Source organism: Streptomyces sp. NPDC091280 (genome assembly GCF_044768565.1).
Classification (GTDB): domain Bacteria; phylum Actinomycetota; class Actinomycetes; order Streptomycetales; family Streptomycetaceae; genus Streptomyces.
Map to the genome: position 1 here is coordinate 131,745 of NZ_JBIVUZ010000021.1, position 19,515 is coordinate 151,259.

The 19,515-nt window shown below is 70.8% G+C and carries 17 protein-coding genes; 7 read left to right on the forward strand and 10 right to left on the reverse strand.

Annotated elements, in window-relative coordinates; genetic code table 11:
* Window positions 1-37: 37 nt before the first annotated feature.
* The gene (locus ACIQPR_RS44710) at window positions 38-3,070 is read right to left on the reverse strand and encodes an NACHT domain-containing protein (RefSeq protein ID WP_403661956.1); all 3,033 of its coding nucleotides are present in this window, start codon (window positions 3,068-3,070) and stop codon (window positions 38-40) included.
* 70 nt (window positions 3,071-3,140) lie between these two features.
* Window positions 3,141-3,755 carry an HAD family acid phosphatase gene (locus ACIQPR_RS44715; protein WP_403661959.1) on the reverse strand — a complete coding sequence of 205 codons (615 nt, stop codon included), beginning with the start codon at window positions 3,753-3,755 and terminating at the stop codon, window positions 3,141-3,143.
* A 446-nt stretch (window positions 3,756-4,201) separates the two neighbouring features.
* Here ACIQPR_RS44715 and ACIQPR_RS44720 point away from each other — a divergent pair, with 446 nt between their 5' ends.
* Entirely contained in the window at window positions 4,202-4,783 is a 582-nt protein-coding gene (locus tag ACIQPR_RS44720; RefSeq protein WP_403661962.1) for a M23 family metallopeptidase, read from the forward strand.
* On the opposite strand, the gene ACIQPR_RS44725 is transcribed toward ACIQPR_RS44720, so the two are convergent.
* Window positions 4,780-5,433: a TetR/AcrR family transcriptional regulator gene (locus tag ACIQPR_RS44725; protein WP_403662055.1), complete on the reverse strand. Its 654-nt coding sequence runs from the start codon at window positions 5,431-5,433 to the stop codon at window positions 4,780-4,782. The two genes, ACIQPR_RS44720 and ACIQPR_RS44725, sit on opposite strands and share 4 nt — an antisense overlap.
* 137 nt (window positions 5,434-5,570) lie before the next feature.
* Here ACIQPR_RS44725 and ACIQPR_RS44730 point away from each other — a divergent pair, with 137 nt between their 5' ends.
* The 4 genes from ACIQPR_RS44730 (at window position 5,571) to ACIQPR_RS44745 (ending at window position 9,209) form a co-directional block, all read left to right on the forward strand.
* Window positions 5,571-7,157, forward strand: coding sequence for an MDR family MFS transporter (locus ACIQPR_RS44730; protein ID WP_403661965.1), 1,587 nt, complete (start codon window positions 5,571-5,573; stop codon window positions 7,155-7,157).
* A 236-nt stretch (window positions 7,158-7,393) separates the two neighbouring features.
* Window positions 7,394-7,909 (forward strand): helix-turn-helix transcriptional regulator, encoded by a 516-nt coding sequence (locus ACIQPR_RS44735; protein ID WP_403662058.1) that lies wholly within the window; start codon window positions 7,394-7,396, stop codon window positions 7,907-7,909.
* Window positions 7,906-8,340: a VOC family protein gene (locus ACIQPR_RS44740; protein ID WP_403661968.1), complete on the forward strand. Its 435-nt coding sequence runs from the start codon at window positions 7,906-7,908 to the stop codon at window positions 8,338-8,340. The genes ACIQPR_RS44735 and ACIQPR_RS44740 overlap by 4 nt, the downstream gene beginning before the upstream one ends.
* The gene (locus ACIQPR_RS44745; RefSeq protein WP_403661971.1) at window positions 8,337-9,209 is read left to right on the forward strand and encodes a class I SAM-dependent methyltransferase; all 873 of its coding nucleotides are present in this window, start codon (window positions 8,337-8,339) and stop codon (window positions 9,207-9,209) included. The genes ACIQPR_RS44740 and ACIQPR_RS44745 overlap by 4 nt, the downstream gene beginning before the upstream one ends.
* 59 nt (window positions 9,210-9,268) lie before the next feature.
* Here ACIQPR_RS44745 and cseC read toward each other — a convergent pair whose 3' ends face one another.
* The 5 genes from cseC to ACIQPR_RS44770 form a co-directional block, all read right to left on the reverse strand.
* Window positions 9,269-10,621, reverse strand: a complete 1,353-nt coding sequence (cseC, locus tag ACIQPR_RS44750) for a two-component system sensor histidine kinase CseC (RefSeq protein ID WP_403661974.1) — start codon at window positions 10,619-10,621, stop codon at window positions 9,269-9,271.
* A gap of 8 nt (window positions 10,622-10,629) precedes the next feature.
* Window positions 10,630-11,334, reverse strand: a complete 705-nt coding sequence (gene cseB / locus ACIQPR_RS44755; RefSeq protein ID WP_403661977.1) for a two-component system response regulator CseB — start codon at window positions 11,332-11,334, stop codon at window positions 10,630-10,632.
* 160 nt (window positions 11,335-11,494) lie between these two features.
* Window positions 11,495-12,181: a hypothetical protein gene (locus ACIQPR_RS44760; protein WP_403661979.1), complete on the reverse strand. Its 687-nt coding sequence runs from the start codon at window positions 12,179-12,181 to the stop codon at window positions 11,495-11,497.
* On the reverse strand, window positions 12,169-12,708 hold the full coding sequence (locus ACIQPR_RS44765) for a SigE family RNA polymerase sigma factor (protein WP_019064956.1): 540 nt from the start codon (window positions 12,706-12,708) through the stop codon (window positions 12,169-12,171). The genes ACIQPR_RS44760 and ACIQPR_RS44765 overlap by 13 nt, the downstream gene beginning before the upstream one ends.
* A 299-nt stretch (window positions 12,709-13,007) precedes the next feature.
* Window positions 13,008-13,928 carry an A/G-specific adenine glycosylase gene (locus ACIQPR_RS44770; RefSeq protein WP_403661982.1) on the reverse strand — a complete coding sequence of 307 codons (921 nt, stop codon included), beginning with the start codon at window positions 13,926-13,928 and terminating at the stop codon, window positions 13,008-13,010.
* 171 nt (window positions 13,929-14,099) lie between these two features.
* Here ACIQPR_RS44770 and ACIQPR_RS44775 point away from each other — a divergent pair, with 171 nt between their 5' ends.
* Window positions 14,100-14,912: a hypothetical protein gene (locus ACIQPR_RS44775; RefSeq protein ID WP_403661985.1), complete on the forward strand. Its 813-nt coding sequence runs from the start codon at window positions 14,100-14,102 to the stop codon at window positions 14,910-14,912.
* A 49-nt stretch (window positions 14,913-14,961) separates the two neighbouring features.
* Here the strand turns inward: ACIQPR_RS44775 and disA are convergent, their stop codons facing one another.
* A complete protein-coding gene (gene disA, locus ACIQPR_RS44780) occupies window positions 14,962-16,086 on the reverse strand; it encodes a DNA integrity scanning diadenylate cyclase DisA (RefSeq protein ID WP_403661988.1) in 1,125 nt (374 codons plus the stop codon).
* An 82-nt stretch (window positions 16,087-16,168) separates the two neighbouring features.
* On the reverse strand, window positions 16,169-17,578 hold the full coding sequence (radA, locus tag ACIQPR_RS44785) for a DNA repair protein RadA (protein WP_403661991.1): 1,410 nt from the start codon (window positions 17,576-17,578) through the stop codon (window positions 16,169-16,171).
* A 199-nt stretch (window positions 17,579-17,777) separates the two neighbouring features.
* Here radA and ACIQPR_RS44790 point away from each other — a divergent pair, with 199 nt between their 5' ends.
* A complete protein-coding gene (locus tag ACIQPR_RS44790; protein WP_403661994.1) occupies window positions 17,778-19,499 on the forward strand; it encodes a hypothetical protein in 1,722 nt (573 codons plus the stop codon).
* Window positions 19,500-19,515 lie beyond the last annotated feature (16 nt).

The window sequence follows — 19,515 nt, forward strand, 5'->3', positions numbered from 1 at the left end:
GGGCCGGTGCGTGAAGGCATCGGCCCCTTCCGTGTGCTCAGGGCTGGTACAGGGTGACCCGCGCGCCGGGGAAGAGGTCGGCGTACATGTCGATGGGGAACTCGCCGTCGTTCGGGTTGACGGTCACCGTGCGCAGGCCGGGGAGTCGGGCACTGAGGGTGCGGACGTGGTGCTGGGCCATGTACCGGTCCGGGAGGCGGAGCGATGTGATGGAGGGCAGTTCCGGCATCGAGTCCAGGGCGTCGTAGGCGGGGAACGTGCTCAGAACGAGGTTTTGGAGGGCGGGCAGGCTGTTCACCTGCTGCCAGTCCGTGTCGTTCAGAGTGTCGCCGACCCCGTCGAGACTGAGTGTGGTGAGGGTCGGCCAATGCCCCAGACCTCGCAGGCCGGTGGCGGCCAGCGTCTCCGGGCCCAGGTACAGGTATTGCAGAGGCGAGTCCAGAGGCAGGTGATCGGGCAGGCTCCCGCCCGGGAACTGATGGTTCACGGAGAGTCGGCTCAGGCCGTGCAGAACCCGTAGGCCCGACGGGTCTTCGATCTCGCCGAACGACAGGTCGGTGAGAGGCAGTTCGGAGAGGCTGCCGAGGTCCCGGGCCTCGAAACAGTCGCGCAGCGACAGCCGGTTCAGGAACCGGAAGGCACGCAGGTCGTAGAGGCTCTTCACGTCATGGTTGCCTGCGAGCGTCAGGACTTCGAGCGAGTCCGGATCCACGACGGCGTCCACGATCCTGTTCAGCCCGTGCGACCCGGTGACCGACAGTCTGTGCCACGGGCGCATCACGCGCAGGGCGGCCAGTTGTTCCGGTGACGCGCACCCCAGGAACAGATCGTCCCGGAGCAGTTGGTCGAGCACCTCGACCGCGTACTCCTCGGTGTCGAACCGCTCCCAGGTGCCGGCGAGTTGACGCCGTACACCGAGGTCCGGATGGGCGCGGAAGCGGCGCAGTACGGCCAGTGCGCCCGCGGGTTCCTCGGCGCCCAGGACCGACGCGGTGACCGTGACGGCCCGCGCCTCCTCGTCCGTCAGCCCGTCCGGGCCCGGTAGCAACTCCAGGACCAGCGGGCCCGCCTCCGCCACCGCGTGCGCGTCCCGCGTCGAACGCGGCGGAATCAGCGCGGCTGCCCGTTCCTCCACCTCCGCCCGTACCCCCGGATCCAACGCGGTCGCGTGCTCCAGGCAGGCCAGTGCCAGCAGTGTCAGGCGGGGTTCGTCGCGGGACAGCAACTGCCTTAGCAGTACGACCCGTTCGCGTGGGCGGGCGTGGGCCACGCCCATGCGGATCACGTCCTCCCACTGGGTGTCGTCCGCGCGGCTGGTGAGGACGTCGAGGTGGCCCTCCTCGACGGCGTAGCGCGCGCCCAGGTAGTCCTGGAAGGTGCGGTGGACGAAGTCCAGTACGCCGTCGGCGGGTTGGCGCAGCAGGCCGCTTCTCAGGAGGAGGTCCCGCAGTACCGTCCGGGCGTCGCCCTGCCCCGCGACCGTGGGCAGGCATCGTTCGACGATCCCCTCGGCCGTCTCCTCGTCCATCTCTGTGCGACCGCTCAACACCAGGGCGTACGCGAGGCGTTGGAGGATCTCCAGCTGGGCCTCCTCGCCCAGTTCGGTGCCCTCCAGGGTGTCCATGCCCCGCTCCCGGTCCCGGCGGGTGAGCAGCATCGTGAGGGCGGCGTCGTACAACTCCTTGCGGCCCGTGGGGAGATAGCCGCGGCGTTCGCGGTGCAGGGCGCAGATCAGGCCGCACATCAGGGGGTTGGTGGCGAGGCGGGCCAGGTCGCGTTTGGTGCGGAGGGAGTCCAGGAGCGGGATCTCGTACTCCGGGGCCTGGGCCGCCGCGTGCCAGCGCTCGACGAAGGTCTTCACCTCGGGGCGGCGCATGGGGGCCAGGGTCAGTTCGTGGAAGCCCTCGGAGGCCAGCCAGTCGGGGCGTACGGCGGTGGGGCGGGAGGTGAGGAGCCAGCGGTTGCCGGGGAAGGCGCGGATCAGGGACAGCAGCCAGTCGCGGGTGCGGTGGCGGTCGGCGGACGGGATCTCGTCCAGGCCGTCGACCAGGACCAGGGCCCGGCCGGCGGTCAGGACGCGTTCGGTCCAGCCGTCCGGCGGGGACAACGGGCAGCCCACCGCCGTCAGGAAGGCCGCCGGGGCGGGGAGTTGGCCGGTGCGGATCAGTGTGCGCAGGGGGAGGACGTACGGGATGCGGTCGCCGTCCCGTGCCGCCGTCACCGCGAGCCACTGCACCAGCGTCGTCTTGCCGGAACCCGCGTCGCCGCGCAGGAGGACCCGGTCGTAGGCGAGCAGGGCTTCCTCGGCGGGGAGTTGGCGGGTGACGGCGGCCGTGTCCGCGCGGTCGTCGGGGAAGGCCCGGTCGTCCGTCGCCTCCAGGCTCAGATACGCCACTTCGAGCGGCCAGCGGTCCGGGGAGTCGCGCAGGTCGATGCCGTAGATGGTGATGTGGTTGTGGCGTTCGGCGACGTACGGGAGGTAGCGGCGTTCGAAGCTTCGGTCCTCGGCGCCGGGGCGTGGGCTGCGGGCGATCAACTCGTCGATCCGGGCGATGAGTTCGGCCTGGGCGCGGGTCTGCTCGACGAGGGTGCGGGCCACGAAGGTGGAGCGGCGGGTGAAGAACTCCAGGATCTGGAGGCAGGACCACTCGGTCGCCGAGTCGAGGAAGTAGCGGGCGTCGGTGGAGAGTCCGTCGGGGGCCGGGGCGTTGTGTCCCAACTGCCGTGCCAGTTCGCGGTGTCCGAGTCGTACGGCCTGGACGTCGTCCATGTCGAGGTCGCCGAGGGCGAGCAGGCGGCGGGCCAACGCGTCGGCCACGGCGGTCCGTTCGGCGGAGCGGAAGGGGTGCTCGCCGGGGGAGTCCATCGCCCGCTCGACGAAGTGCTCGGCGAGCTTGCGGACGTCCTTCTCGCCCAGCACGCGCTTCTCGCCCTTGAAGGAGACGAGGGAGGAGAGCCGGACCGGTCTGTCGGTCAGTCCCGCGCCGGGACCGTCCGCGACGAACAGCCGTTTCACCAGCGGTGCGATCAGGCTGGACGCCAGTTTGCCGCCGAGTACCGCGGGCTCCATCCGCCACCCTCCCCCGAGTTCCGTGAGCGGATGGAGCCTAACCGGTCGTCGGCCGGTCGCTCACCGGTCTCTACGACAACTGACCGTTGTAGTCCGGCAGTTTGAACGTCTTCTCGGCGTGGCCGCCCGACAGGTCGGTGGCGCTGTTGCCGATGTTCGCGATGATCGTGTAGCCCTTGTTCTCGATGTCGACCCGCTGGGCGGTCTTGTACGTGGCGACGTCCTTGAACAGGTCGAAGAGGCCGCGGACGTAGAGGCCGTCGACGTCGTAGCCGTCGTGTTCGAGGTTGTACTCGGTGGGGAGGTAGATGATCCCCGGGCGGGCCGTGACGAAGAACAGCGAAACCCCGTGCTCCTGGGCGTACTTGGCGACCGCGAGGACCGGCTTGTTGGCGGGCTGGGGCCAGCTGAAGCCGAAGTCGGTCTCCAGGGTGGTGTTGTCGATGTCGAAGACGATCGCCTGCTTCTCGCCGGGCTTCGTGGCCGCGATGCGCTGCTTGAGGTACGGCAGGGCCTGGTCCATGACCGCCTGGCAGTCGGTCTGCCAGGTCGCGTAGTCCACCGTGGCGCTCGCGGTGGCCGCGCTCGTCGTCGCGGCCTCGGCGGGGACGGTCAGCGCCGCGAGGGCGGCGGCGGTCACGGCGACGGTGGCGGTACGGCGGGCCCAGGGGCGTCGTCTCGTCATGGGGGTGGGGGTTCCTCTCACGTCGTCTGTGCGGTGCCGGTGCGGAAGGCATGCTCGCGGGCGAGGGTGGCGTGAGGGGAACCGTAAGGTTACTGGACGGTAGGTGTATAGGGGTCTGCGTCACATTCCCGCGGTCGGCGAGCGCCCCGCCCGGTGACAAGCCGCACAGGCGATTCCGGCCCTACTAGGGCGAGTAGTCGTACGCCGGAATTCGGGCAAATAGTGCTTTTCGTTTGGAACCAGATGGGCGATTTTGCCGTCAGGTGGGTGATTCATGGTGAACGGGCGCTCTGTCAAGAAGCGGGAAGTTTTGTGCTGAAGTACTAGCTTCCGTCGTAGAACGGGTGTTTGGGGGTTCGTGGGGGCCGGGGTTACCAATGGACGTGTCATCCGGTGGCCGTCCGTGCGCCGGGTGGCTTTTCTGTCCCCGTCCCCGTGAGGTTCCGATGTTCCAGCGCTCCACGTCCCGCTCTTCCCGTACGACTCCGCTCCGCACCCGGGTGGCCGTCCTGGCCGTCGGGCTGGGGGCCACCGCCGTGCTGGGCACCGGGGTCGCGAGCGCCGCCACCGCGAGTGTCGCGCCGAAGGCGGTCAGCGCCAAGACCGCCGCCTCCTGGGTCGACCCGGTCAAGAAGTACACGCTCTCCGCGAGCTTCGCCCAGGCCGGCGGCCTGTGGCAGTCCACCCACAGCGGGCAGGACTTCGCCGTGGCCAGCGGCACCGAGGTCGTGGCCGCGCACGGCGGCACCGTCGTCAAGGCCGGCGCCAACGGTGCCGGTGACGGGGCCGCGTACGGCAACGCCATCGTCATCAAGCACGGCAACGGCACCTACTCGCAGTACGCCCACCTCTCGCGCATAGACGTGAAGGTCGGCCAGGTCGTCAGCACCGGTCAGCACATCGCCCTGTCCGGCAACACCGGCAACTCCACGGGCCCGCACCTGCACTTCGAGATCCGTACGACCGCCAACTACGGCTCGGCCGTCGACCCGGTCGCGTTCCTGCGCGGCAAGGGCGTGACCGTCTAGGAGCCTTCCGGTACGGCTCTTTCCGGTACGGACCCTTCCGGAACGGACTCCTCCCGTGCGGGCCGCGCGCCCGCGTGGGCCTGGGTGATCATGTCGGTGGCGACCTCCAGGACGGCCTTGCGCTTGTCCTCGGGGTCGCCTTCGAGGTCCTGTACGGCGAACATGCCGGCGTGCAGCGTGAAGATCGCGCTGAGCGAGCGGACCTGGTCGACCAGGCTGGAGTCCGGGTCGATGACGATCTCCCGCAGACCGCGCATACGGTCCTTGAAGCGTTCGCCGATGCGCAGGTCCCGTACCGTCGCCTGGTTCTCCTGCATGAAGCGGAACAGCGGGGACGCGCCGTCCAGCGCGTCGCCGTAGCGCCGTACGATCTCCTGCTTGGTCTCCAGGGTGTGCGGCTGGTCGCGGCCCCACTCGATCAGGTCCTCGATGGGCTTGGTGAGGTCGTCGAAGATGCTGACCAGGATCTCTTCCTTGGTCTTGAAGTGGTAGTAGAGAGCCGCCTTGGTGACGTCCAGGTGCTCGGCGATCTCGCGCAGCGAGGTCTTCTCGTAGCCCTGCTCGGCGAAGAGTTCGAGCGCGACGTCCTGGATGCGCTGGCGGGTGTCTCCGCGACGTTGCCGCTTGGTGCCGTCCATGGTGCCGCCCATTCGTCTCATGCTCCAGCAAACTTACTTGACGCCCGGCTAGTTACGGGTCTACCTTCCCCAGTGTAGTCAACTAGCCGGGCGGCAAGTAAGTGGCCGGACGGTAGCGATATGCGGCGGGTTCTAGGGGAGTGGGAACGATGGCGGACACACAGAAGGTCGACACCGGGCCGGAGGAGACCGAGAAGCAGCCCAAGAGCGTGCGGGTCGTCCTGCTCGCCCTGATGATCACCATGATGCTCGCGATGCTCGACAACATGATCGTGGGCACGGCCATGCCGACGATCGTCGGCGAGCTGGGCGGGCTTGAGCACCTCTCGTGGGTCGTCACGGCCTACACGCTCGCCACCGCCAGCTCGACTCCCCTGTGGGGCAAGCTCGGTGACATGTACGGGCGCAAGGGCGCCTTCATGACCTCGATCGTGATCTTCCTCTTCGGTTCCGCGCTCAGCGGCATGGCCCAGAACATGGGGCAGCTGATCGGCTTCCGCGCCATCCAGGGCCTCGGCGCCGGCGGTCTGATGGTCGGCGTCATGGCGATCATCGGCGACCTCATCCCGCCGCGTGAGCGGGGCAAGTACCAGGGCATGATGGCCGGCGTCATGGCGCTCGCGATGATCGGCGGACCGCTGGTCGGCGGCACCATCACCGACAACTGGGGCTGGCGCTGGTCCTTCTACATCAACCTGCCGCTCGGTGTGATCGCGCTCGCCGCCATCAGCGCCGTACTGCACCTGCCGAAGAAGCGCTCGCAGGCGCGGATCGACTACCTGGGCGCCGGGCTGCTCACCGTCGGCATCACCTCCATCGTGCTCGTCACCACGTGGGGCGGCTCGCAGTACGCCTGGACCTCCGTACGGATCATGGAGCTGATCGCGCTCGGTGTGGCCGCGCTCATCGGGTTCGTGTTCTGGCAGACCAAGGCCACCGAGCCGGTCGTACCGCTGCACATCTTCCGCAGCCGCAACTTCACCCTGATGGCGCTCATCGGCTTCATCACCGGCTTCGTGATGTTCGGCGCGACCCTGTTCCTCCCGCTGTACCAGCAGTCCGTGCAGGGCGCGTCCGCGACCAACTCCGGGCTGCTGCTCCTGCCGATGCTCGGCGCGATGCTCGTGACCTCCATGGTCGCGGGGCGGGTGACCACCAACACCGGCCGCTACAAGGTGTTTCCGGTCACCGGAAGCGTGCTGATGGGCGTCGGTCTGTACCTGCTGTCGACCATGGACACCGACACGACCCGGTTCATGTCCGGTGTGTACATGGCCGTCGTCGGGCTCGGCATGGGCTGCCTGATGCAGATCACCATGCTGGTCGCGCAGAACAGCGTCGAGATGAAGGACATGGGCGTCGCGTCCTCCACGAGCACGCTGTCGCGGACGCTCGGTTCGTCGTTCGGTGTCGCGATCATGGGCGCGCTGTTCAACAACCGGGTGCAGGACGTCATGAGCCAGCGGGCCGGGGCGCTCGGCTCCAAGGTGACCGAGCAGTCCGCGCAGCTGGACGCGAAGAGCCTGGCGAAGCTGCCGGCGCTGGCGCGCGAGGCGTACCAGCACGCGGTGTCGGCCGGCATCCACTCCGCGTTCCTGCTGGGCGCCGTGGTGACGGTGCTGGCGCTGGTGGCGGCGGTGTTCGTCAAGGAGGTCCCGCTGAAGGGCGCGGGCCCGAAGGCCGAGGGTTCCGGCGAGGGCGTCGCGGAGAAGCTGCCGATCGTCGAGGCCGTCTGAACCGGCCGCAGTGAGCTGAAGGTCCCCCGGTGGGTGTCCGCCCCGGGGGGCCTTCGTGTTTTTCCGGTGTGGGGCGTGCGCGGTGTGGGGCGTGCGTGGGGTGCGCGGGGCGTGCGCGGTATGCGGGGTGTGGTCTGGGGTCTGGGGTACCTCGTCGTCTGTCGTCCGTCGCCGGCCGTGGGTCGTCGGCGGACCCGTTGTCAGTGGGCCGTGCCACCATCGGTCGCATGGACAAAATGCGGCAGTTGCGTCTCGCGAAGGACGCCATGGACCGCGACTGGGCCGAGCCGGAACTCGACCTGGGCGCGGTGGCCGCGCATGCCGGATATTCGCGGTACCACTTCATCCGCGCCTTCAAGGAGGCCTACGGCGAGACGCCGGGCCAGTATCTGATCCATCGCCGTATCGAGCGGGCCGAGGAGATGCTCCGCTGCGCCGATCTCTCGGTCACGGAGATCTGCCATCTCGTCGGCTTCAGCAGCCTCGGTACGTTCTCGGCCCGCTTCAAGGCACGGACCGGGCTGTCTCCGAGCGAGTACCGGAGCGAACACGTGGGCCGCGGGGCCGCCCTCATCCCCGGGTGCTACGCGATGCTCTGGGCCGGCGGTTTTCCCTCCGCAACTTCGAAGAAGCGTGCCGCCGCCCGCCCTGCCTACGGTGAGGAAGGGGCACCGGAATCCACTCCGATGCCGATCCCGATCCCGAACCCGATCCCGACCTCGACCTCGTCCGACAGGAGAGCGGAGCCATGATCCAAGGGCTGGGCATCACCACCGTGTGGACCTTCGACCAACAGCGCACCAGGGCCTTCTTCACCGAGAAACTGGACTTCGAGGTCCGGGACGACATCTCGATGGGGGACATGAAGTGGATCACCGTCGGAGCCAAGAACCAGCCGGGCGTCGAGCTCGCGCTGATGAGCCTCGACGGCCCCGGTCTCGACCCCGAGTCCGCCGAGGCGCTGAAGAAACTGGTCGGCAAGGGAGTGCTGGGCGCGGGGGCGTTCCGTACGGACGACTGCCGAGGGGACTACGCGACCTTCAAGGAGCGCGGGGTCGAGTTCATCCAGGAGCCCACGGAGCGGCCGTACGGCGTCGAGGCGATCTTCCGTGACGACAGCGGCAACTGGTACTCGCTGACCGAGCGCCGCGAGGAGCTCGACTTCTCCAAGGACTTCGCGTGAGCGGGGGCGGGGGCGGGGGGCCGGTGGTGGAGGAGGTCGAGCCGGATCACACGGCGGTGCGGGTCGCGCTGTGGCGGGCCCTGCATGTCCGCGTCGATCCGGCACCGCATGTCATCGAGGACGAGGTCGGGCTGCGGCTCGTCGATCCCGGGGACGACTGGCGGGAGCGTCCCGACATGGACGTCGAGGCGACCCGGCGGATCCGCGCGTCGATCGTGGCGCGGGCGCGCTTCGTCGAGGACGTGGTGGCGGAGCGGGCCGCGACGGGGGTGGACCAGTACGTCGTGCTCGGCGCGGGGCTGGACACGTTCGCCCAGCGGCGGCCCGAACTGGGCCGGAGAATAAGGGTGTTCGAGGTCGAACGGCCCGGCACCCAGGCCTGGAAACGACGGCGGCTGGCGGAGCTGGGGTACGAGGTGCCGGACTGGCTGCGGTTCGTGCCGGTGGACTTCGAAGGCGACTGGTGGGGACGGTTGGCCGCCTCCGGGCTCGACACCGGGCGGCCCGCGGTGGTCGCCGCGACCGGCGTCACCATGTACCTCACCCTGGACGCGATCACCACCATGTTCCGACACGTCGCCGGACTCGCCCCCGGCTCCACCCTGGTCACGACGTTCCTACGACCGGTCGACGACGTGGAACCGGAGCAGCGCGCACAGTTGGAGGTCGCGGTACGGGGGGCTCGTGCGGCGGGCACACCCTTCCTGAGCTTCTTCACACCGGAACAGATGCTGGAGCTGGGCCGCGAGTGCGGCTTCCGGGAGGTGCGGCACGTGTCCGCCGGGGATCTCGCGGAGCGGTACTTCGGGGGGAGTCAGGACGGGGCGGGGCCTTCTCGGGGGGAGGAGGTGATGGTGGCGAGTACCTGAAGGAAGGGGAGGGGAGGGGAGGGGGCCCCGAAACGAGCACCTACGGCAGCAACGAGCACCTACGGCAGCATCGGATAGCTCCCCGTGTTCGTCGGGGCGTGTTCCGGGAGCCAGAGGACTGCTACCGCGCCCTCTGCCGGGATGTGGTCCGGGGCGCCGGCCGGGCGGACGTTGCGGAAGGTCAGGCGGGCGCCGAGGACTCTGGCCTGGCCGGCCGCGATGGTCAGGCCGAGGCCGTGGCCGTGGCCCGCGCGGTCCTTGCTGCCGGTGCGGAAGCGGCTCGGGCCCTCCGCGAGGAGTTCCTCGGGGAAGCCGGGGCCGTGGTCGCGGACCCGGATGACCCGGCCCTCGACCGAGACCTCGATCGGCGGCTTGCCGTGCCGGGCGGCGTTGGCCAGCAGGTTGAACAGCACGCGCTCCAGGCGGCGCGGGTCGGTGGTGACGGCCGACTCGTGGACGACGTGCACCACCGCGTCCGGGTCCTTCGCGATCACCCGGCGGCTCACGAAGTCGCCCAGCATGATGTCCTGCAACTCGGCCCGCTCGGAGGCCCCGTCGAGGCGGGCGACCTCCAGGACGTCCTCGACGAGGGTGCGCATCGCCTTGGCGCGGTCCAGGACGAGTTCCGTGGGGCGGCCCGGCGGGAGGAGTTCGGCCGCCGTCAGCAGGCCCGTCACCGGGGTGCGCAACTCGTGCGCGATGTCCGCGGTGACCCGGCGTTCCGCTTCGAGCCGCTGTTGCAGCGCGTCCGTCATCGCGTCCACCGCGCGCGCGAGGTCGTCGGTCTCGTCCCGTACGACTCCGCCGATCGCGTCCCGTACCCGTACGTCCGTCTCGCCCTTGGCGACCTGGTTCGCCGCGACGGCCGCCTTGCGCAGCCGGCGCGAGAGCTGGCCGCCGATCAGGACGCCCAGCGCGCTGCCGCCGAGCACCGCCGCGATCGAGCCGATCACCAGGGCCTGGTCGAGGTCCTTGAGGATGTCCGTGCTGCGGTCGGTGAACGCGGTGTGCAGCGACATCACATGGCCGTCCTTGAGCGGTACGGCCGCCCAGATGTCGGGGATGCCGTGCGGCCGGTCGGTGACGTAGGTGGCCCGGCGGCCCTCCTGGACCTTCTGGCGCAGGGCCGACGGGAGGCTCGGGTCGTCGATCTTGATGCTGGGGAAGTTGGGCCGCCCGGACAGTTCGTAGTTGCGCTGGGCGATCTGGACCCGCTCGTCGGCGAGGTCGCGCGCGTTGTCCAGCATCGAGACGCGGGCCGCGTTGTGGACGACCAGGCTGAGCGCGATGGCGACCAGCGTGCCGACGAGCGCGATGGCCGCGCTGAGCTTCCATCTCAGGCCCGTACGGATGCCCGCTCTGTCCATTCTGTCCATGAACGACGGGACTCTGCGCCGTGAATTCCCCCGCATACCGCTGCTCAGGCCTTCAACTTGTAGCCGAAGCCGCGGACCGTCTCGATCCGGTCCTGGCCGATCTTCGTGCGCAGCCGCTGCACATGGACGTCCACGACCCGGGTGTCACCGCCCCAGCCGTAGTCCCAGACCCGTTCCAGGAGCTTGTCGCGGGAGAGGACCGTGCCCGGCGCCGAGGAGAACTCCAGGAGCAGGCGCATCTCGGTCGGGGTCAGCGCCACCTGCTGTCCGGCCCTGAGCACCTCCATGCCCTCGGTGTCGATCTCCAGGTCGCCGAAGGTGAGCACTCCGCCGTCGACCGGTGCCGGGTCCGCGTCCGTGCGGTCGGCGCCGCCCGCGTGGCCGAAGCGGCGCAGCACGGCTCGGATGCGGGCCACCAGGACGGCGCCGTCGAAGGGCTTGGTGACGTAGTCGTCCGCGCCCGCCTCCAGGCCGAGGACGACGTCGATGGAGTCGGCGCGCGCCGACAGCATGATCACCGGAACCGTCGAGTCGTCCCGGATGCGGCGGCACAGGCTCACGCCGTCCAGGCCGGGGACCATCACGTCCAGGAGCGCGATGTCGGGGCGGTTCGCCCGGAACGCCTCCAGGCCCGACAGCCCGTCGGGCATCGCCGTGACCGCGAAGCCGTCCCGCTCCAGGGCGAGTTGGGTGGCCTCACGGATGACGTCGTCGTCCTCGACGAACAGGACGTGGGTCTGGTCTGCCATCCCGGTGCTCTCAGTCCTCGTGTGGGTCGTTCTCAAGCATGGGACGCCTGGGACGGCGTCCGCGTTCACTCACGATCACTTGCAATCGATCGCGATCACTCGCAATCACTGAAGGATCGGATCGGAGGGGCCGATCGGTTCGCCCCCGCCCGGATTCCGTTCAGTTTCCGCTCGGGGCGGGTGACGCGTCGCCTCCGACCGCGTTGCTGTACTCGTTGTGGGTGCTGTACTCCTGGACGAAACGGCCCGCGGTCCACCGGTACGTGATCACGTTCTCGCCGGACGGGCTCGACACCGGGTCGCCCTTCTCGTACACCTGCTTGGTGACGACCAGATCACCGCGGTCGATCTCCGCGTAGACCGGGGGTTCCTCGGCCTTGAAGACATTCTCGTACGTCCCGCCGGTCGCGCGGTACACGTACGAGCCGATGCCGACCGCGTCGCCGCAGGTCATCACGTTGACGACGACGTCGTTGACGGTACCGCCGGTCAGCTCGCCGTACGACACGTCGACCGCGTACTCGTCGGCGACGCAGGGTTTCAGCTCGTGTTTGACCGCCGCCGACACCTTCGGATCGTCCTTGACGAGTTTCACCGCGTCGACATGGTCGTCGGCGGTCGCGGACGGCGAGGCGGAGGGCACCTCGGCCACGCCCACCGAGTCGGAGTGCGCCGGGCCCTCGTCCCGCGCGCCGGTGCCGCCCGTGGCGCAGCCGGACACCAACAGGGCCAGGGCGGCGAGCACGGCCATCGCCGTGAACGCCGCCTCGGAGCCGCCGTGTGCCCTGCCCGGCCCCAGGGTGTCGCCCGGGCCGGGCTCAGGGGTGTCGCCGCTCAGGCCGCGCAACGCTCCCGCTCCTCACGCTCCAGCGCGCGTGCGTCCAGATCGCGGGCTTCCAGCTCCTCCCGGAGCCGGGCGAGCGCCCGGTGCAGCGTGCTCTTGACCGTACCGGCCGACATGCCGAGGGCGGCGGCCGTCTCCTCCGTGGACATCTGCTCCCAGTGTCGCAGGACGACGACACTGCGCTGTTTCGGAGCGAGAACTTTCATGATGTCCATAAGAAGCGCCCGGTCCGCGTGCTGTTCGGTCGCGTCGTCGACGCTCGCGTCCGGAAGCTGCTCGGTGGGCACCTCTTCGAGCTTGCGGGCCCGCCACCACTCGGTGCGGGTGTTGATCATGACGCGGCGCAGATAGGCGTCCGCGAGGCGCTTGTCCTCGATGGTCTCCCAGCGGCCGTACGTCCGTACCAGCGCGGTCTGGAGCAGGTCCTGGGCGTCGACCGGGTCCGGCACCAGCCGGCGGGCGCTGCGCAGCAACGCGTCCTGCCGGGTGCGGACGTACTCCTCGAATTCGAGCACCTCGCCCTGCGCCATGATCAACCGCCTCCATCCCCGTTTCCGACCCGCCTGCTGCCGGTTGTCCTCTGCTGTGTCCCGCCGGTCTGCGGCACAGGAATGAAGCTACGGAGGGGTTGTCACGGCACTGTGCGGAGCAGCCTGCGGGGAGCGCTCGGCTGTCCGTCGGTTGTGTAACGGAAGTAGGTCCGGGGTAAGGGGGCGGAGTTTTTGGGGTGGATATGGGGCGGTTTGGGCGCCGTTCGAGTGCCGTGAGGGCTGGGTGGTGGCTGTGATGTGCCGTGGGGTGGTGCGTGAGGCTGTGAATTGACCCTGCGTCAGGCGCGGGTCGCGGGGAGTTGGTACAGGGCGTTCGGGAGCGGTTCCACGAGGCCGTCCGCGACCAGTCCGTCCAGTGCCCTGGCCCGCTGCACCGGTTCGTGCCACACGCGGTCGAGGGCGGACTGCGGGACGGGGGTGTGCGCGTCGCGGAGCACGGCCAGGAGTTTGCCGCGGACCTGGCGGTCCGTGCCGGCGTACGTCTGACCGCGCCGGGCCGGGCCCTCGTGGTCCGGTTTGCCGGCCAGGTTCCAGGCGCACTGGGCCGAGATCGGGCAGCGGTGGCAGGTCTCGTTCTTCGCCGTGCAGACCAGCGCGCCGAGTTCCATGGAGGCGGCGGCCCAGCGGGCGGCGGTCGGCTCGTCCTCGGGGAGCAGGGCGCGGGCGAGTTTGCGCTCGGCGGCCGTCGTGGCGTTCGGGGGGTACTGGACGCCGGTGACCGCGCGCGCGAAGACCCGGCGGACGTTGGTGTCGAGTACGGCGTGGCGCTGGCCGTAGGCGAAGGAGGCGACCGCGGCGGCCGTGTACTCGCCGATGCCGGGGAGGGCGAGCAGCTGCGCGTGGTCGGTGGGGACGTCGCCGCCGTGCCGTTCCGTTATGGCGGTCGCGGCGCCGTGCAGGCGCAGGGCGCGGCGGGGGTAGCCGAGGCGGCCCCAGGCGCGGACGGCTTCGCCGGGGGCGTCCTGGGCGAGGTCGGCGGGGCGGGGCCAGCGGGCCAGCCACTGTTCGTAGACCGGCAGGACGCGGGAGACCGGGGTCTGCTGGAGCATGAACTCGCTGACCATCACGCCCCAGGGGCCGGCGTCGGGGCGGCGCCAGGGGAGGTCGCGGGCGTTGTCTTCGAACCAGTCGATCACGGCGGCGTGCAGGTGCTCGCCGTTCGTGGACGTGGTGTGCGGGGGGTTCGTGGGCGCAGTCATGGCGGTTCCGATCCTGCCACGGCGGGTGGGGGTCGGGGGGTGTGGCGGTGCGGGGCGTGCTCCATTCCGCCTTGTTCCAGGCGGGGTTGCCGGGATGATGATCCGGAAAAGTTGGGGTCGGAGCGGCGGGTGGGGCGAGGTAACTCCCCGTTGTCTCGTAAGGTTTGAGCCGTGGGATCTCTGCGCAATCCGGTCGGGCCGCTTCCCTCCTCCATCTATTGGCGACGGAGGGTCCTCATGGTGTCCGTGGTCGCCCTGCTGGCGCTGCTGATCACCTGGATCGTCACCTCGGGTGGCGGGGGCAGCAAGAACGGCGCGGACGGGGGCAAGAACGGCCGGACTCCCGCGCCCACCATCACCGCCGGTCCGTCCGGCACCGGGCCCGCCATCAGCCAACACCCCGGCGGGCGCGACGAGTCGAGCAGCGGGAGCAGCGGCAGCGGTGACGGCAGCGGGTCCGGTTCCGGTGACGGGTCCTCGGGGGACAGCGGCTCCGCCGGGGGGACCGGGGACGGCGGCGGCAGCGCGGGGTCCAGTGGCGGGAGTGCTACGGGGACCACGGTTCCGGCCGATTCGACCCTGCCCAACTGCACTGCCGGCGCGGTGCAGTTGAGTCTGCGGAGTCTGCACAACTCGTACTCGCCGGACCAGACGCCGACGTTCGTGCTGACCGCCAAGAACTCGTCCAGCAGCGACTGCAAGATCGATCTCGGGCCCAAGAGCACGGTGTTGACGATCACCGAGGCGGGGGGTGCCGCCGACTACTGGTCCTCCGCGGACTGCCCGAAGGGTTCCGGGAGCGTGTACTACCGGGTGACCGCCGGGGGCAGCGTGAACTACACCCTGAAGTGGGACCGGAAGCCGAGCGCGCCCGAGTGCGCGACTCCCGCGGCCGGGTCCGCCGGTGCGGGGACCTATCTGGTGGAGGCGGCTGCCTCCGGGTTCGCCAAGGCGCAGACCTCGTTCGTCCTGGCCAGCGACTGACGACGCGGGTCCGCCCGCCGTCCCGCGGGCGCGGCGCTCCGGGGTCGTCTCAGACGTAGCGTTCCAGGATCGAGGACTCCGCCAGGCGGGAGAGGCCTTCTCGTACGCTTCTCGCCCTTGCCTCGCCGACGCCGTCGACGGTCTGGAGGTCGTCGACGCTGGCCGCCAGGAGCTTCTGGAGGCCGCCGAAGTGTTCCACCAGGCGGTCGATGATCGCGCCCGGGAGGCGCGGGACCTTCGCCAGGAGGCGGAAGCCTCGGGGGGAGACCGCCGAGTCGAGGGCCTCGGGGGAACCGGTGTAGCCCAAGGCGCGGGCCACGGTGGGGAGTTCGAGGAGTTCCGCGTGGGAGAGAGCGTCCAGTTCGGCCAGTGCCTCGTCCACCGTGCGGGAGCGTTTCGCGGTGGGCTCGGGGACGTAGTCGCGCACCACCAGTTCGCGTTCCGGGTGGACGCCCGCGATCAGCTCTTCGAGCTGGAGGGAGAGCAGGCGGCCGTCCGTGCCCAACTCGACCACGTACTCCGCGATTTCGGTCGCGATCAGGCGGACCATTTCGAGGCGCTGGACCACGGCCGAGACGTCCCGGACCGTCACCAGGTCCTCGATCTCCAGCGCCGACAGCGTGCCCGCCACCTCGTCCAGGCGCAGCTTGTAGCGCTCCAGGGTGGCCAGGGCCTGGTTGGCGCGGGACAGGATCGCCGCCGAGTCCTCCAGGACACGGCGCTGGCCGTCCACGTAGAGGGCGATCAGGCGCATCGACTGGGAGACGGAGACGACCGGGAAGCCGACCTGCTTGCTCACGCGGTCCGCCGTGCGGTGGCGGGTGCCCGTCTCCTCCGTGGGGATCGTGGGGTCGGGGACCAGCTGGACGCCGGCTCTGAGGATCTTGGAGAGGTCGGACGACACCACGATGCCGCCGTCCAGCTTGCAGAGTTCACGCAGGCGGGTGGCGGTGAACTCCACGTCCAGGACGAAACCGCCCGTGCACATGGCCTCGACGGTCTTGTCGGAGCCGAGCACGATGAGCCCGCCCGTGTTGCCGCGGAGGATCCGCTCCAGGCCGTCGCGCAGGGCCGTGCCGGGTGCCACGGCGCTCAGTGAGGCGCGCATCAGGCCATCGGCACCGGAGCTCCCGCCGGACTTTCCGGGAGCTGACGCCCGGTCGTTGGCTGCCACTGCACTCCTCGGGTCGCAGGTTTTTCAGGCGCTCCCGTTTCGCACAGTTGGTTCGTACGGACGGGCGAGACCAGGGCAAAGTCTACCGGCGGTCCTCGGCGTCCCGTGGGGCCTCTCGTTTTCGGGAGCGCGGAAGGACCTGGAGGGCGTCTCCTATGTCGGCCACTTCGAGGACCTTCATGCCGGGCGGGATCCTGCCCGGGTCGCTCGGGACGAGGGCGTGGGTGAAGCCCAGGCGGTGTGCCTCGGACAGTCTGCGCTGGACGCCCGTGACCCTTCTGACCTCGCCCGCCAGGCCCACTTCGCCGATCGCGACCAGGTTCTTGGGCAGGGGGGTGTCGCTCGCCGCGGAGGCCAGCGCCAGGGCGATGGCCAGATCCGCGGCCGGTTCCGAGAGCTTCACTCCGCCGACCGTCGCGGAGTAGATGTCCCGCTTGCCCAGAGCGCTGATCCGGCCGCGCTGTTCCAGGACCGCGAGCATCATCGAGACCCGGGACGTCTCCAGGCCCGACGTGGTACGGCGGGGGGAGGGGATCTGGGAGTCGACGGTGAGGGCCTGGACCTCGGCCACCAGGGGGCGGCGGCCCTCCAGGGTGACCGTGAGGCAGGTGCCGGGGACCGGCTCCGCGCGGCGGGTCAGGAACAGGCCGCTCGGGTCGGCCAGGCCCGTGATGCCCTCGTCGTGCAGCTCGAAGCAGCCGACCTCGTCCGTCGTGCCGTAGCGGTTCTTGACGCCCCGTACGAGACGCAGGCGGGCGTGCCGGTCGCCCTCGAAGGAGAGCACCACGTCCACCAGGTGCTCCAGGAGGCGGGGGCCCGCGATGGCGCCGTCCTTGGTGACATGGCCCACCAGGAGGGTGGACATGGCCCGCTCCTTGGAGGCGCGGATCAGGGCGCCGGCGACCTCGCGGACCTGGGCCATGCCCCCGGGGGCGCCGTCGATCTCCGGGGAGGCCACCGTCTGGACGGAGTCCAGGATCAGGAGTGAGGGCTTCACCGCGTCCAAGTGGCCCAGGATCGTGGCCAGATCGGTCTCGGCGGCGAGATACAGGTGGTCGTCGATCGCCTTGATGCGGTCGGCGCGCAGCCGGACCTGGCTCGCCGACTCCTCACCGGTGATGTAGAGCGTGCGGTGGTCCTCGCTCGCCGCCTTGGCCGCCACGTCCAGCAGGAGCGTCGACTTGCCGACCCCGGGCTCGCCCGCGACCAGCACGACCGCCCCGGGGACCAGTCCGCCGCCGAGCACCCGGTCCAGCTCGGGCACGCCGGTCGAGCGCGCGGTGGCCTGCCGGCCGTCGACCTGGCCGATCGGCAGCGCGGAGGTCGTGACCCGGCCGGGGGCCGTCGTACGGACGGCGGGCGCGCCGTACTCCTCGACCGTGCCCCAGGCCTGGCACTCGGAGCAGCGGCCGAGCCACTTGGCCGTCTGCCAGCCGCACTCGGTGCAGCGGTAGGACGGACGGTCCTTGGTCGTCTTCGTACGGGCAGCCATGTGTGAACCGTAGTCGTAGCCACTGACAACGAGGCCGGGGGACGGCGGGGGCGCCGGGGAATCCGGCCACCGGCGACGGGATCGAGCCAGGGGAGCGGGGGTTCCCGTCCCCTATTGAGGGATCGTTTCACCCGTACGGATTAAAAGAGCTCAAGGGGGCGGAAGGGGGCATCGCCCGACGCCTACGGTCGCACGGGTGATGAGCAGCAGCCCGGAGACCTCGACCCGCACCACCGGCGCGCACCGGGCGCACCGGGAGGCGCGCGACCGCGCTGCCGCGCGCACGCTGGCGCAGTGCCCGCCCGCGCGCTACGAGCCTTATCTGGACGGCCTGTTCACGTACTGCCTGTCCGTGCTGTGCGACCACGACGCGGCGACGGCGGCCCTGGGGGACGTGCTCGCGCTGGCCGAACGCCGGGGCGCGCGCGTGCCGGAGGCGGCCGGGGACCGCAGGGCCTGGCTGTACGCGCTGGCCCGCTGGGCCTGCCTGCGCAAGCTGGCCGAGGCCAAGCAGAAACGTCAGGGCACCCACGCGGCGGGCCGGGCGGCCGAGGCCGAGGAACCCGCCGGGTCCGAGGAACTGCGCGAGCGACGGCGGCGTGAACTGGCCCTGCTGGCCTGGCCGGAGGCCGCCGGGACCACCCCGGAGCAGCGCGAGGCGCTCGAACTCGCCGTACGCCACCGGCTCGCCGCCCACGAGGTCGCCGCCGTCCTCGGGATGGATCCCACCACCGCCCGCGAGCTGCTGGCCTCCGCCGCCTGCGAGGTGGAACGCACACGTGCCGCCCTCGCCGTCGTGGAGACCGGGACCTGCCCGAGCGTCGCCCGGCTCACCGGCGACCACCAGCTCGTGCTCAGCAGCGCGCTGCGCCGCGAACTGGTCCGGCACGTCGACGACTGCCCGCGCTGCCGCCGTACCGCCGAGCGCGCGGTGCCCGGCAGCTGGCCCGGCGCCGGTGTCACGCCCGCCGAACTGCCCGTCCTGGAGGCGCCCCGCGCGGCCCTGCATGTCGCCATGGCGCACCTCCCGCGCGCGCGGGGAGCCGCGGCACCGCGCTTCGACCGGCGCGGTTTCCCGCTCGACCCCAAGGACCGCGCGGCCCGGCGGGACCGGCTACGCGCGCGTGCCGTCACGACGACCGTCGTCGCCACCGTGATCGCGGCGCCCGTTCTCGCGCTGTGGGCCGCCTACCGCTCCACGCCGACCGGCGAGGGCGCCGACGGCCGGGCCGCCGCCGCGAGCGAGCAGCACGGCCCCGGGAGCCTGGAGGGCGAGGTCGCCAGCGGCGGCTACGAGAACACCGGCGACGCCAGTGCCGGGCCCCGCGCGCGGGTCGGCGGGAACGGCGGCGGAAGCGGCAAGAACGACGTCTCCGTAGAGGTCGTCAGCGTCGCCGGAACCGGCGGGAACGGGACCGGGCGGCTCACCGTGTCGGCCGCCAACAGCGCCGACACCACGCTCGTCACCCTCACCGCGTCCGGCGCGGCCCCGGTCCGCTGGTCCGCGACCACCACGGCGCCCTGGCTCTACCTCAGCCGGTCCTCGGGAACCCTCGCTCCGGGCGAGTCGTTGACGATCAAGGTGTACGTCGACCATCTGCGCGAGCCCTCCGGCCACTGGACCGCGCGCGTGGCCGTCTCACCGGCCGGCGCCGTCGTCTCGATCGAGGGCTACGGCAGCGCCCCGGCCCCGACCGGGCCGGGCGATCCGTCGTCTCCCGCGCACCCCTCGCAGCCCGGCGGCCGGCCCTCCTCCGGACCGGATCCGACGCCCACGGAGACGGCCCCCACCGATCCCACGCCGAGCGGCCCGCCGCCCTCGTCCGCGGATCCGGACCCCACACCGACGGACTCGTCCTCAACCACCCCGGGAAGCCCGGCGTCGCCGCCCGACGACGGCGGCGACCCGGGTTCGTCCTGACCGGGTCGGCAGACCG